This window comes from Streptomyces sp. NPDC091289 (assembly GCF_044757365.1).
In the GTDB taxonomy this organism is placed as follows: domain Bacteria; phylum Actinomycetota; class Actinomycetes; order Streptomycetales; family Streptomycetaceae; genus Streptomyces.
The window spans coordinates 17,984-30,469 of sequence record NZ_JBIVUT010000044.1; the positions used below are offsets into that span (position 1 = coordinate 17,984).

The 12,486-nt window shown below is 71.6% G+C and carries 15 protein-coding genes; 6 read left to right on the plus strand and 9 right to left on the minus strand.

The window, feature by feature from the left end:
• Positions 1 to 87 precede the first annotated feature (87 nt).
• From ACIQPT_RS36765 to ACIQPT_RS36780, 4 genes are all read right to left on the minus strand, one after another.
• Positions 88 to 606, minus strand: coding sequence for a SixA phosphatase family protein (locus ACIQPT_RS36765; RefSeq protein ID WP_401162604.1), 519 nt, complete (start codon positions 604 to 606; stop codon positions 88 to 90).
• Between the two features lie 92 nt (positions 607 to 698).
• Complete coding sequence (locus ACIQPT_RS36770) at positions 699 to 905, minus strand: hypothetical protein (protein WP_401162606.1); 207 nt, start codon at positions 903 to 905, stop codon at positions 699 to 701.
• A gap of 156 nt (positions 906 to 1,061) precedes the next feature.
• Complete coding sequence (locus tag ACIQPT_RS36775; RefSeq protein ID WP_007446146.1) at positions 1,062 to 1,178, minus strand: SGM_5486 family transporter-associated protein; 117 nt, start codon at positions 1,176 to 1,178, stop codon at positions 1,062 to 1,064.
• A 17-nt stretch (positions 1,179 to 1,195) separates the two neighbouring features.
• Positions 1,196 to 2,500, minus strand: a complete 1,305-nt coding sequence (locus ACIQPT_RS36780) for a CynX/NimT family MFS transporter (protein WP_401162608.1) — start codon at positions 2,498 to 2,500, stop codon at positions 1,196 to 1,198.
• 147 nt (positions 2,501 to 2,647) lie between these two features.
• Here ACIQPT_RS36780 and ACIQPT_RS36785 point away from each other — a divergent pair, with 147 nt between their 5' ends.
• On the plus strand, positions 2,648 to 3,322 hold the full coding sequence (locus tag ACIQPT_RS36785) for a FadR/GntR family transcriptional regulator (protein ID WP_401162610.1): 675 nt from the start codon (positions 2,648 to 2,650) through the stop codon (positions 3,320 to 3,322).
• A 35-nt stretch (positions 3,323 to 3,357) separates the two neighbouring features.
• On the opposite strand, the gene ACIQPT_RS36790 is transcribed toward ACIQPT_RS36785, so the two are convergent.
• The 3 genes from ACIQPT_RS36790 to fabG form a co-directional block, all read right to left on the minus strand.
• Positions 3,358 to 3,729, minus strand: coding sequence for a hypothetical protein (locus tag ACIQPT_RS36790; RefSeq protein ID WP_401162612.1), 372 nt, complete (start codon positions 3,727 to 3,729; stop codon positions 3,358 to 3,360).
• Between the two features lie 183 nt (positions 3,730 to 3,912).
• Positions 3,913 to 4,680, minus strand: coding sequence for an enoyl-ACP reductase FabI (gene fabI / locus ACIQPT_RS36795; RefSeq protein ID WP_003969986.1), 768 nt, complete (start codon positions 4,678 to 4,680; stop codon positions 3,913 to 3,915).
• Between the two features lie 5 nt (positions 4,681 to 4,685).
• Positions 4,686 to 5,405, minus strand: coding sequence for a 3-oxoacyl-[acyl-carrier-protein] reductase (fabG, locus tag ACIQPT_RS36800; RefSeq protein ID WP_401162614.1), 720 nt, complete (start codon positions 5,403 to 5,405; stop codon positions 4,686 to 4,688).
• Between the two features lie 216 nt (positions 5,406 to 5,621).
• On the opposite strand from fabG, the gene ACIQPT_RS36805 reads away from it, so the two are divergent.
• The 3 genes from ACIQPT_RS36805 to tyrS are packed head-to-tail and all read left to right on the plus strand — an operon-like array spanning position 5,622 to position 9,860.
• Positions 5,622 to 7,145, plus strand: a complete 1,524-nt coding sequence (locus ACIQPT_RS36805; RefSeq protein WP_401162616.1) for a TldD/PmbA family protein — start codon at positions 5,622 to 5,624, stop codon at positions 7,143 to 7,145.
• Entirely contained in the window at positions 7,142 to 8,536 is a 1,395-nt protein-coding gene (locus tag ACIQPT_RS36810) for a metallopeptidase TldD-related protein (RefSeq protein WP_401162618.1), read from the plus strand. The genes ACIQPT_RS36805 and ACIQPT_RS36810 overlap by 4 nt, the downstream gene beginning before the upstream one ends.
• Positions 8,537 to 8,588: 52 nt before the next feature.
• Complete coding sequence (gene tyrS / locus ACIQPT_RS36815; RefSeq protein WP_401162619.1) at positions 8,589 to 9,860, plus strand: tyrosine--tRNA ligase; 1,272 nt, start codon at positions 8,589 to 8,591, stop codon at positions 9,858 to 9,860.
• A gap of 82 nt (positions 9,861 to 9,942) precedes the next feature.
• Here tyrS and ACIQPT_RS36820 read toward each other — a convergent pair whose 3' ends face one another.
• Positions 9,943 to 10,221 carry a GlsB/YeaQ/YmgE family stress response membrane protein gene (locus tag ACIQPT_RS36820; RefSeq protein ID WP_401162621.1) on the minus strand — a complete coding sequence of 93 codons (279 nt, stop codon included), beginning with the start codon at positions 10,219 to 10,221 and terminating at the stop codon, positions 9,943 to 9,945.
• A 200-nt stretch (positions 10,222 to 10,421) separates the two neighbouring features.
• Here ACIQPT_RS36820 and ACIQPT_RS36825 point away from each other — a divergent pair, with 200 nt between their 5' ends.
• Together ACIQPT_RS36825 and ACIQPT_RS36830 are read left to right on the plus strand one after the other, a co-directional pair.
• Positions 10,422 to 10,799 (plus strand): DUF3099 domain-containing protein, encoded by a 378-nt coding sequence (locus ACIQPT_RS36825; RefSeq protein ID WP_401162623.1) that lies wholly within the window; start codon positions 10,422 to 10,424, stop codon positions 10,797 to 10,799.
• A gap of 221 nt (positions 10,800 to 11,020) precedes the next feature.
• Positions 11,021 to 11,287, plus strand: coding sequence for a hypothetical protein (locus ACIQPT_RS36830; RefSeq protein ID WP_401162625.1), 267 nt, complete (start codon positions 11,021 to 11,023; stop codon positions 11,285 to 11,287).
• Positions 11,288 to 11,290: 3 nt separating this feature from the next.
• Here ACIQPT_RS36830 and moaA read toward each other — a convergent pair whose 3' ends face one another.
• A complete protein-coding gene (gene moaA / locus ACIQPT_RS36835) occupies positions 11,291 to 12,280 on the minus strand; it encodes a GTP 3',8-cyclase MoaA (RefSeq protein ID WP_401162626.1) in 990 nt (329 codons plus the stop codon).
• Positions 12,281 to 12,486 lie beyond the last annotated feature (206 nt).

Sequence of the window (12,486 nt, forward strand, 5' to 3'; positions counted from 1 at the left end):
GTTTCGTGGACGTACGCGGGAGGGCCCCGGCACAGCGGATGTGCCGGGGCCCTGCGCGTTCATCCGGTCGGCGGCAGGGGAGGCCGCTCAGTCGTTCGGCGTCCAGTACTCGGTGAGCTTGCCCGCCCCATGCTCCACGCTCTTCCAGGAGCCGGGGAACTCCACCACGGCGTAGGCGGCCGTGGGGAAGCCGTCCCGGGTCATCCGGGCCAGGGCGTCGCCCTCGGCCGAGCCGGAGAGGGCGTCGGCGGCCCCGTGCATCCCGGGGTTGTGGCCGATGACCAGGAGGTTGCGCACCTCGTCCGGGGTCTCGTTGAACAGGGCGATCAGTTCGCCGAGGGAGGCCTCGTACAGCCTCTCCTCATAGACGGTCCGGGGTCGCCGGGAGAATTCATGGACCGCCAGCTTCCAGGTCTCCCGCGTCCTGGCGGCACTGGAGCAGAGGGCCAGATCGAAATCGATGCCGGAATCGGCGAGCCTGCGGCCGGCCACGGGCGCGTCCTTGCGGCCGCGCTCGGCCAGCGGGCGCTCATGATCGGAAGCCTGTGACCATTCCGCCTTGGCATGCCGGAGAAGGACGATCCTGCGAGGTGTCTCGACGCTCATACACCTCAGCTTCGCATGAAATGCGGCCTCGGGCGCAGGGTGTTGACGTGCTCGTCCGGGGAGTTGGCGCGCTGGTCCGGGACGGCTTCGCCTCAGCGGGACAACAGCTGGAGGGCGCGTTCGATCAGCTGTCCGAGTACGGGGTCGCCGGTGGCGGCGTGGGCCTGTCCGGGGCTGAGGATCATCAGCAGCAGAGCGGCGAACGCGACGGCGGGCAGAGCGACGGCCCACCAGGGCAGCCGGACCTCGACGCCGTCCGCGGCCGGTCGGTGGGACCTGGTGTGCGCCGGTGCCGACATGTCCGCCTCCGTTGGGTCTTCGGTCGTTACCGAAGAACCTACGGAGTGGGGGCGGCCGGTCCCATCCGGTGACCCACCCACTTCACCCTGACCCTGGCCCCCTAGGGGAAGGTGGTGCTAGCCCCACCCCTACGGGGCCCGACGGGTCCTCGAGGGTCAGGGCGAGGCGATCGTGGCGATCACACCGATGACGACGGTGATGAGGAGCATCGCCCCGAACACGAGGAGAAGCTTCTTCTGGCCGTTCTGGGGATTCGGATCGAGCACTGGCATGACGTCAGTGTCGCATCTCAGCATTCGTCCTCGATCGTCCGGTCCCGGCCCGCGAGGACCCCGGCCACCATCTGGGGAATCATGAGGCCCGCCATCAGGGCGATCGGCAGCCCCCAGCCGCCGCTGTGTTGGTAGAGCACGCCGACGAGCAGCGGGCCGGGGATCGAGAGCAGGTAGCCGGTGGACTGGGCGAAGGCGGAGAGCCGGACGACGCCCGCGCCGGACCGGGTCCGCATGCCGATCATGGTGAGGGCGAGCGGGAAGGCGCAGTTGGCCACGCCGAGGAGCAGGGCCCAGGCCCAGGCGCCGGCGGCGGGGGCGAGGTAGAGGCCGCTGTAGCCGATCAGGCCGCAGAGGCCGAGGACGACGACGATGGGACCCTGCTGCTTGAGCCGGGAGGCGACCCGGGGGATGACGAAGGCGAGCGGGACGCCCATCGCCATGGTGACCGCGAGCAGGAGTCCGGCGGTGCCGGCGGAGACCCCGGCGTCGCGGAAGATCTGCGGCATCCAGCCCATGGTGATGTACGCGGCCGTGGCCTGGAGCCCGAAGAAGCAGGCGAGGCTCCAAGCGGTGCGGCTGCGGGTGATCCGGAGGGCCGGCGCCCCGGCGGCGTGCGCGGTCGCCGGGCCCGGGGCCGGCTGGCCGGGGGCCGGGGTGCGGTCGCGTACGAGGACGATCCAGGGCAGCACCGCGACGGCGGCGAGCACGGCCCAGACGACGAGCCCCGTCCGCCAGTCGCCGCCCAGCGCCCCGGTGACGGGGACGGTGACGGCGGCGGCCAGGGCGGTGCCGAGGGCCAGGGCCATGGAGTAGAGGCCGGTCATGGTGCCGACGCGGTCGGGGAACCAGCGCTTGACGATCACCGGCATCAGGATGTTGCTGACGGCGATGCCCATCAGGGCCAGCGCGCTGGCGGCCAGGAAGCCGGCGGTGGAGCCGATGTACGGGCGGATCAGCAGGCCGGCCGCGATGGCGGCCATGCCCGCGCAGACGACGGCGCCCGCGCCGAAGCGGCGGGCCAGGCGCGGCGCCATGACCCCGAAGACCGCGAAGCAGAGCGGCGGTACGGAGGTGAGGACGCCGGCCACGCTCCCGCTCATGTGCAGTCCCTCGCGGACCTCTTCGAGGAGGGCGCCGAGGCTGGTGATGGCGGGGCGGAGGTTGAGTGCGGCCAGGACGAGTCCCACGGCGATGAGGCGCAGCAGCCAGGGCGCGGGGGCCTCGGCCGTACCGGGGAGCAGCGGGGCCCGGGTGTCGTGGGGCGGGCGCGCGGCGGTGCCGCGGTTCAGGGTCGGGGTCTGCGTTTCGTCGTCCGGCATGGAGCCATCATAGAATCATGGGATGATTGATTGTCCAATCCGTTCCGGATCCCTCCCGGATCCGTTCCGTCGGCCGATCTCCCCTGATCTCCCCGGCTTCCTGAGAGAATCCGGCCCGGACCTGACAGCTCACGAGCAAGGAGCACCATGGCGCTGACGTCTCCACGGCGTTCGGCACTCTCCGACCAGGTGATCGCCCAGTTGCGGAACCAGATCACCTCGGGCGAGTGGCCGGTCGGCTCGCGGATTCCGACCGAGCCCGAACTGGTCGAGCAGCTGGGCGTGGCCCGTAACACCGTCCGCGAGGCCGTACGGGCTCTCGCGCACAACGGGCTGCTGGACATCCGGCAGGGCTCCGGCACCTATGTGATCGCCACGAGCGAGCTGGCCGGGGTGATGCACCGCAGGTTCGCGGCCGCCGATCCCCGTCATGTCGCGGAGCTGCGTTCGACGCTGGAGTCGTCGGCGGCCCGGCTGGCGGCGACCCGGCGTACCGAGCGGGATCTGCGGCAGCTGGACACGCTGATGGCGCGCCGGGAGGAGGCCTGGTCCTCGGGGGACGCGGAGGCGTTCGTGGCGGCGGACGCGACGCTGCACCTGGCGGTGGTCGCGGCCTCGCACAACGACGTCCTGACCGAGCTCTACGCCGACCTCGGGGATCTGCTGCGCGACTATCTGCGCGGCGATGTGGGCCCCGAGCTGCGGCCGGAGAACCATATGGACCACGGCCGGCTGGTCGAGGCGATCCGGGCCGGGGACGCGGAGACGGCGGCGGCCGAGGCGGCGAGCCACGCGCTGCACTGCCTGACGGACCGGGCGTAGCGGCTCCCCCGGGCCGCGTACGGCCGGAGCGGCGCTCAGACGGGGGCGGGGCGGTGGCTGACCCAGGCGGTGGCGACCTCTTTCCAGCAGCGGTCCTCCAGCCGTACGGTCCGGCCGGGCTCCACCGCGACCGCCGCGCCGTCCGCGTCGACGTCCCACCAGCGGTCGCATTCGGTGTGCAGCCGGACGAGGTCGATGGAGGGGTAGGGGTTGTGGCAGTACGCGACGACCCGGGAGCCCTCGACGGACGTACGGCACTCGGAGCCGGCCGGTTCGGGCTTCGGGGGCGCCTCCCCCGTACCGGAATCGGCCCCTCTCGCGGCATGGACCCCCAGGGGTACGGCGAGGGCGGCGACGGCGACCGGGGCGGCAAGGAGGAGACGGGTTCGGCGGCGCGTGGGACGCACGGCGATCTCCCTCCCGCAGCCTGACCAGAAGTCCGGTTCCTCCTCATTCTGCGGTGGATCGCCCGACTTTTCGACCGGAGCGGCGGCGGGCGGCCACGGACCGTGAACGACCCCCGGCCGCGTACCGCACCGGAGGAACCGGGGGTACGCGGCCGGGGGCCGTCTCGCAGGGGTGGTGCGCGGTCAGGCGCCCATCATGTGCACGCCGCTGTCGACGTGGATGATCTCGCCCGTGGTGCGCGGGAAGAAGTCGGAGAGCAGGGCGACGATGCTGCGGCCGGCCGGCTCCGGGTCGTTCATGTCCCAGGCGAGCGGAGCGCGGGTGTTCCAGACGTCGGCCAGCTCCTCGAAGCCCGGGATGGACTTGGCGGCCATGGAGCGGAGCGGCCCGGCGGAGATCAGGTTGCAGCGCAGCCCGTCCTTGCCCAGGTCACGGGCGAGGTAGCGGGAGGTGGCCTCCAGCGCGGCCTTGGCCGGTCCCATCCAGTCGTACTGCGGCCAGGCGTACTGGGCGTCGAAGGTGAGACCGACGATCGAGCCGCCCTCGCTCATCAGCGGCTTGCACGCCATGGCCAGCGACTTCAGCGAGAACGCCGAGACGTGCATCGCGGTGGCGACGGACTCGAACGGCGTGTTGAGGAAGTTGCCGCCGAGCGCGTCCTGCGGCGCGAAGCCGATGGAGTGGACGACGCCGTCCAGGGAGCCGAGCTCCTCGCGGACCAGGCCGGCCAGCCGGTCCAGGTGCTCCTGGTTGGTCACGTCCAGCTCGATGACCTTGGCCGGCTTCGGCAGCTTCCGGGCGATGCGCTCGGTCAGGGTGGGGCGGGGGAAGGCCGTGAGGATGACCTCGGCACCCTGCTCCTGGGCCACCTTCGCGGCGTGGAACGCGATGGACGACTCCATCAGCACCCCGGTGATGAGGATGCGCTTGCCGTCGAGAATTCCGCTCATGGTGATCAGTGACCCATGCCCAATCCGCCGTCAACGGGAATGACGGCTCCAGTGATGTACGACGCGTCGTCGGAGGCGAGGAAGCGCACCGCGGCGGCGATCTCCTCGGGCCGCGCGTAGCGGCCGAGCGGCACCTGGGCCACGATGCCCTTGCGCTGCTCCTCGGTGAGCGCCTGGGTCATGTCGGTGTCGACAAAACCGGGGGCGACGACGTTGAAGGTGATGTTCCGCGAGCCGAGTTCACGGGCCAGCGACCGGGCGAAGCCGACGAGCCCGGCCTTGGAGGCGGCGTAGTTGGCCTGACCGGCCGAGCCGAGGAGGCCGACGACGGAGGAGATGAGGACGACACGGCCCTTCTTGGCGCGCAGCATGCCGCGGTTGGCGCGCTTGACGACCCGGAAGGTGCCGGTGAGGTTGGTGTCGAGGACGGAGGTGAAGTCGTCCTCCGACATCCGCATCAGCAACTGGTCCTTGGTGATACCGGCGTTGGCGACCAGCACCTCCACGGGACCGTGCTTCTCCTCGATCTCCTTGTAGGCCTGCTCCACCTGCTCGGCGTCCGTGATGTCGCAGCGGACCGCGAGGACCCCGGCCTCGGTGAGCACCTGGGGCGGCTCGCCGGAACGGTAGGTGATCGCGACCTGGTCGCCGTTGTCGGCGAAGGCGCGGGCGATGGCGAGGCCGATGCCCCGGTTTCCTCCGGTGACGAGAACCGAGCGGCTCAACGGATCACCCTTTCCTTGGCTGTGTAGTACGTCGAAAACCTATCGGTACCGTGCGGCGATCGAGGAATCGGGCCCTGACAGTGGCTTGTCCGGGGTGCTGTTGGGTTCCTACAGTTCGCACGCTTGCGTGGTCGGCCCACGCGTCTGCGATATCCCCCGGTGCGGTCACCCTCCGGCGTGGTTCACTGCCGTGGTGTATCGAGAAGGGAACTCCCTGTGCCCCACGAGGTAGATCAGTCATTCCTGGCCCTGCCGTCGCGCGCGCTGGCCGACGCGGCGCTCGCCCGGGCGCGGGCGCTCGGCGCGACCCACGCCGACTTCCGGCTGGAGCGGGTGCGTAGCGCCTCCTGGCGGCTGCGGGACGCCCGGCCGGCCGGGGCGTCGGACAGTACGGACCTCGGGTACGCGGTGCGCGTGGTGCACGGCGGCGCGTGGGGCTTCGCCTCGGGCGTGGACCTGACGATGGACGCGGCCGCGAAGGTGGCCTCGCAGGCCGTCGCGATGGCCAAGCTGTCGGCGAAGGTCATCGCCGCCGCCGGATCCGACGAGCGCGTCGAGCTGGCCGACGAGCCGGTGCACGGCGAGCGGACCTGGGTCTCGGCGTACGACGTCGACCCCTTCTCCGTACCGGACGAGGAGAAGGCGGCGCTGCTCGCCGAGTGGAGCGGGCGGCTGCTGGGCGCGGAGGGCGTCGCGCATGTGGACGCGTCCCTGATGACCGTGCACGAGAACAAGTTCTACGCGGACACGGCGGGCACGGTCACCACGCAGCAACGGGTGCGGATCCACCCGCAGTTCACCGCGGTCGCGGTGGACGGCACGACCGGTGAGTTCGACTCGATGCGGACGATCGCGCCGCCGGCGGGCCGGGGCTGGGAGTATCTGACCGGCACCGGCTGGGACTGGGACGCCGAGCTGGCGGAGATCCCCGGGCTGCTCGCGGAGAAGATGCGCGCGCCGAGCGTCGAGGCGGGGGCGTACGACCTGGTCGTCGACCCGTCGAACCTGTGGCTGACCATCCATGAGTCGATCGGCCACGCCACCGAGCTGGACCGGGCGCTCGGTTACGAGGCGGCGTACGCGGGCACGTCCTTCGCCACCTTCGACCAGCTGGGCAAGCTGGCGTACGGCTCCCCCGTGATGAACGTGACGGGCGACCGCACCGCCGAGCACGGGCTCGCGACGATCGGGTACGACGACGAGGGCGTCGAGGCGCAGTCGTGGGACCTGGTGAAGGACGGCACCCTGGTCGGCTACCAGCTGGACCGCCGCATCGCGAAGCTGACGGGCCTGGGCCGTTCCAACGGCTGCGCGTACGCGGACTCGCCGGGCCACGTCCCCGTGCAGCGCATGGCGAACGTGTCGCTCCAGCCGGATCCGGGCGGGCTCTCCACGGAGGACCTGATCGGCGGGGTCGAGCGCGGGATCTATGTGGTCGGCGACCGGTCCTGGTCGATCGACATGCAGCGCTACAACTTCCAGTTCACCGGGCAGCGGTTCTTCCGCATCGAGAACGGCCGGCTGGCCGGGCAGCTGCGCGATGTGGCGTACCAGGCGACGACCACGGACTTCTGGGGCTCGATGGAGAAGGTCGGCGGCCCCCAGACGTACGTCCTCGGCGGCGCGTTCAACTGCGGCAAGGCCCAGCCGGGCCAGGTCGCGGCGGTCTCGCACGGCTGCCCCTCCGCCCTCTTCCGGGGCGTCAACATCCTTAACACGACGCAGGAGGCCGGACGATGAGCCGCGTCAGCAAGCCGTACGAGATCATCGAGCGGGCGCTGGAGCTGTCCACCACGGACGGCCTGGTGGTCATCGCCGACGAGGAGTCCTCCGCCAATCTGCGCTGGGCGGGCAACGCGCTCACCACGAACGGGGTGACCCGGGGGCGGACCCTGACCGTCATCGCGACCGCCGACGGGGCGAAGGGCACGGCCTCCGGTGTCGTCTCCCGGTCCGCCGTGACCACGGACGACCTGGAGCCGCTGGTGCGCGCCGCCGAGGCCGCCGCACGCGGTGCGGGTCCGGCCGAGGACGCGCAGCCGCTGGTGAGCGGGGTGCCCTCCTCCCCCGGCTTCACGGACGCGCCCGCCGAGACGGGCTCGGAGGTCTTCGCGGACTTCGCCCCGGCGCTCGGCGAGGCCTTCGCGCGCGCCCGGGCCGGGGGCCGTGAGCTGTACGGGTTCGCGAACCACGAGCTGACCTCCACCTACGTGGGTACGTCGACGGGGCTGCGGCTGCGCCACGACCAGCCGAACGGGACGCTGGAGCTGAACGCGAAGTCGCCGGACCGCACGCGCTCCGCGTGGGCGGGCCGGGCGACCCGGGACTTCAAGGACGTCGACCCGGCGGCGATGGACGCGGAGCTGGCGCGGCGGCTGCGCTGGGCGGAGCGGCGCATCGAGCTGCCGGCCGGCCGGTACGAGACGCTGCTGCCGCCGACCGCGGTCGCGGACCTGCTGATCTACCAGCTGTGGTCGTCGACCGCGCGGGACGCCGTCGAGGGCCGGACGGTGTTCTCCACTCCGGGCGGCGGTACGCGGCTGGGCGAGACGCTCGCCCCGCTCCCGCTGACCCTGCGCAGCGACCCGCACGCGCCGGGCCTGGAGTCGGCCCCGTTCGTGATCGCGCACTCCTCCGGCGACAGCGGTTCCGTCTTCGACAACGGGCTGCCGCTGGCCCCGACGGACTGGGTCCGGGACGGAAAGCTGGAGCGGCTGACGACCACCCGGCACACGGCGGGCCTGACCGGCCTTCCGGTCGCCCCGGGCATCGACAACCTGGTGCTGGACGGGGGCGGCGAGCGGTCGCTGGAGGAGATGGTGGCCGCGACGACCGGGCGGGCGCTGCTGCTGACCTGCCTCTGGTACATCCGCGAGGTGGACCCGGCGACGCTGCTGCTGACCGGGCTGACCCGGGACGGCGTCTATCTGGTCGAGGACGGCGAGGTGGTCGGCGAGGTGAACAACTTCCGGTTCAACGAGTCGCCGGTGGACCTGCTGTCGCGGGCCTCGGAGGCGGGGCGTACGGAGAAGACGCTGCCGCGCGAGTGGGGCGACTGGTTCACCCGGGCCGCGATGCCCGCGCTGCGCATCCCGGACTTCAACATGAGCTCGGTCAGCCCGGGGGTGTGACCCGCCTAGACTGACCCGTACATCTCTACCAGGCATAAGGAGCACCGGAACCGTGACGGACATCGTCGACGAGCTGAAGTGGCGCGGGCTGTTCGCCCAGTCCACTGACGAGGACGCATTGCGCAAGGCTCTCGCGGACGGTCCCGTCACCTTCTATTGCGGCTTCGACCCGACCGCCGCCAGCCTCCACGTGGGGCACCTCGTGCAGGTGCTCACCATGCGGCGGCTCCAGCAGGCCGGGCTGAAGCCGCTCGCGCTGGTGGGCGGGGCCACGGGTCAGATCGGTGACCCGCGGCCCACCGCCGAGCGGACGCTGAACGACCCGGAGACCATCGCCGCCTGGGTGCGGCGGCTGCGCGGGCAGATCGAGCCCTTCCTCACCTTCGAGGGCCCGAACGCGGCGACGATGGTCAACAACCTGGACTGGACCGCGGGGATGTCCGCGATCGAGTTCCTGCGGGACATCGGCAAGCACTTCCGGGTCAACAAGATGCTCACCAAGGACTCGGTCGCCCGGCGGCTGGAGTCGCAGGAGGGCATCAGCTACACCGAGTTCAGCTACCAGCTGCTCCAGGGCATGGACTTCCTGGAGCTGTACCGCCGGCACGGCTGCACCCTCCAGCAGGGCGGCAGCGACCAGTGGGGCAACCTCACCGCGGGCATCGACCTGATCCACCGCCTGGAGCCGGGCGCGGTCGTGCACGCGCTGGCGACGCCGCTGATGACGAAGGCGGACGGGACGAAGTTCGGCAAGTCCGAGAGCGGCGCCGTCTGGCTCGACCCGGAGATGACGACGCCGTACGCGTTCTACCAGTTCTGGCTGAACGTGGACGACCGGGACGTCTCGCGCTACCTGCGCATCCTCAGCTTCAGGAGCCGTGAGGAGCTCGAGGAGCTGGAGAAGCTGACCGAGGAGCGGCCGCAGGCCCGCTCCGCGCAGCGTGCGCTGGCCGAGGAGCTGACCACGCTGGTGCACGGCGGTGCGCAGTGCGCCGCCGTCATCGCGGCGTCGAAGGCGCTGTTCGGGCAGGGCGACCTGGCCGAGCTGGACGAGGCGACGCTGAGTGCCGCGCTGTCCGAGGTGCCGCACGCCCAGGTCGCCGAGCTGGGTCCGCTGGTGGATCTGCTGGTGGAGGTCGGTCTGGCGCCCAGCAAGTCGGGGGCGCGCCGCACGGTCAAGGAGGGCGGCGCCTACGTGAACAACGTGAAGGTCGCCGACGGCGAGGTCGCACCGGACGCCGGGGAGCTGCTGCACGGACGCTGGCTGGTGCTGCGCCGGGGCAAGAAGAACCTGGCGGCCGTGGAGGTCCGCCCGGCGGGCTGACCCTTCCGCGTACATCGCAGCGCCGCGGCCGGACACGCGTTCTCGTGTGTCCGGCCGCGGCGTTTCGGATGACCTCCGCGGGTCAGGTTCTCTGTCGCTTGTTGCCCCGGATGGCCTGCCAGGCCATGTCGCCGACGGCGACGACCGCCACGGCGCCCGCCAGTTGCAGCACATGACGGATCCAGTCGATGCCCTTGGTGTCCTCGACACCGATCCAACCGGCCACGGCGTTACCGAGGATGCTGCCGAGAATGCCGAACACGGCTGTCAGCCAGAGCGGGATGTCCTGCTTGCCCGGCAGGATCGCTCTGGCGATGACACCGAGCACCAATCCCACGATGATTGCCCACAACCAGCTCATTTCGCCTCCTCGTACGGCGCGGAGTGCGCGTCCGCCCAGTCTTGGCCCGCCGCCGGGTCGGCGCGCGCCCGGTTGGGCCGTACGGGGGACGCCGGTCCCGTACGCCGAACGCGCCCCGGTCGCCCGTTCGGCGGGCGCCGGGCGTACCGTGGATGCGGCCCGGTCCGGGAGCGTCCGGCGACGAGATCTGGTGGTGGAGCATGCTGCGGAAGAACGCGGGTACGGAGGTCTTCCGGATCACGGGCGCCCGTCAGGGGCTGGAGGACGACGTCCGGGGCCGGCAGCGGCGCTATGTGATCTCGATGTCGGTGCGCACGGTGTCGGTGGTGCTGGCCGCGGTGCTGTGGAACGTGGAGCGGCATGTGGCGATCGTGGCACTCGTGCTGGGCGTGCTGCTGCCGTACGTGGCGGTGGTTCTCGCCAACGCGGGCCGGGAGAACGCGACTTCGCTGCCGACGACGTTCGTGCGAATGCCGATGCAGCCCGCTCTGGAGGCCGCTCCGGTGGCCGCTCCGAAGGAGTCCGGGGGCTCCGAGGGGGCGTCCGGCCGGGTCCCGCCGCCGCACGAGCACACCTGACCTCGCAGGTCCCGTGAAGCTCAGGAAAAGCTCAGATCAATCATGACGTTCCGGTGCACCGCACCCCGGTCCCCGTGACATACTTCGAGTGCGCTCCGCATCCCCCGTCGGAGCGACGGACCGACGCCGGGCAGCTCCCCCCGTGGCTGCTCGGCGTCGCCCTTTCTCCGGCCGGGGATGCGTCAGAAAGCCGCCGGAGCATCTGACTTAGGCTGGGCCACGTGATTTTTCCCGAGACGTCCGCCGAGAGTCCCACCGGTGCCCCGCTCTGTTCCGCCAAAGGCTGCCGGGCCGCCGCCGTGTGGGTGCTCGCCTGGAACAACCCCAAGCTGCACACGCCCGAGCGGCGCAAGACCTGGCTGGCCTGCGACGAGCACCGGGAGCATCTGTCCTCGTTCCTCGATGTACGGAGTTTCCTCAAGGACGTCGTGGCGCTGAAGGACTGGGAGTCCGGCCCCGAGGGCTCCAAGGGCTCGCGGGACGCCTGAGCGTCAGCCGCCGATCGCCGACATCGGGCGGTCGGGCTGCAGGAAGGACGGGGCGTCCAGTCCGGAGCCCGCCTTCTTGCCCCACATCGCCGTCTTCCAGAGCTGGGCGATCTCCTCGTCCGGCGCGTCGCCGCGCAGGGCCCCGCGCAGATCCGTCTCCTCGCGGGCGAAGAGGCAGGTGCGGACCTGGCCGTCGGCGGTGAGCCGCGTACGGTCGCAGGCGCGGCAGAACGGGCGGGTGACCGAGGCGATCACGCCGACGCGGTGCGGGCCGCCGTCGACGGTCCAGCGCTCGGCGGGGGCGGAGCCTCGGGACTCGTCGCTCTCGGCGGTGAGGGTGAAGCGGGTGCGCAGCGAGGCGAGGATGTCCCCGGCGGTGATCATGCCGTCGCGCTTCCAGCCGTGCTGGGCGTCGAGGGGCATCTGCTCGATGAAGCGGAGCTCGTAATCGTTGGCCACGGCCCAGGCCAGCAGCTCGGGGGCCTCGTCGTCGTTGAGTCCCGGCATCAGGACGGAGTTGACCTTCACCGGGGTGAGCCCGGCCTCGCGGGCGGCCTCCAGGCCGTCCAGCACGTCCCTGTGGCGGTCACGGCGGGTGAGGGTCTTGAAGACGTCGGGGCGCAGGGTGTCCAGCGAGACGTTGACCCGGTCGAGGCCCGCGGCCTTGAGGGCGGAAGCGGTCCGCTTGAGTCCGATGCCGTTGGTCGTGAGCGACATGCGGGGGCGCGGGGTGAGCGCGGCGCACTGCTCGACGATGGAGACGAGGCCGGGGCGGAGCAGGGGCTCGCCGCCGGTGAAGCGGACCTCGGTGATGCCGAGCGAGGTGACGGCGATACGGATCAGGCGCACGATCTCGTCGTCGGAGAGCAGCTCGCTCTTGCCGAGCCACTGGAGGCCCTCTTCCGGCATGCAGTAGGTGCAGCGCAGGTTGCACTTGTCGGTGAGTGACACGCGCAGGTCGGTGGCGACCCGGTCGAAGGTGTCGATGAGCACGGTGGGTCCCTCCCCCGGTGGTGTCCGCGGTGGTGCGGTCGCTCTTGCCTACGAGCCTACGTGAGACGGCTGACATCGGGGTGGCCCGTTTGCCACGAGGTGCGGCCGGGGGGGGGGGGGGGGGGGGGGGTTGGGGGGGCGGGGGCGGGGGGGGGGGGGGGGGGGGGGGGGGGGGGGGGGGGGGGGGCGGCGGCGGGCCCCCCCCC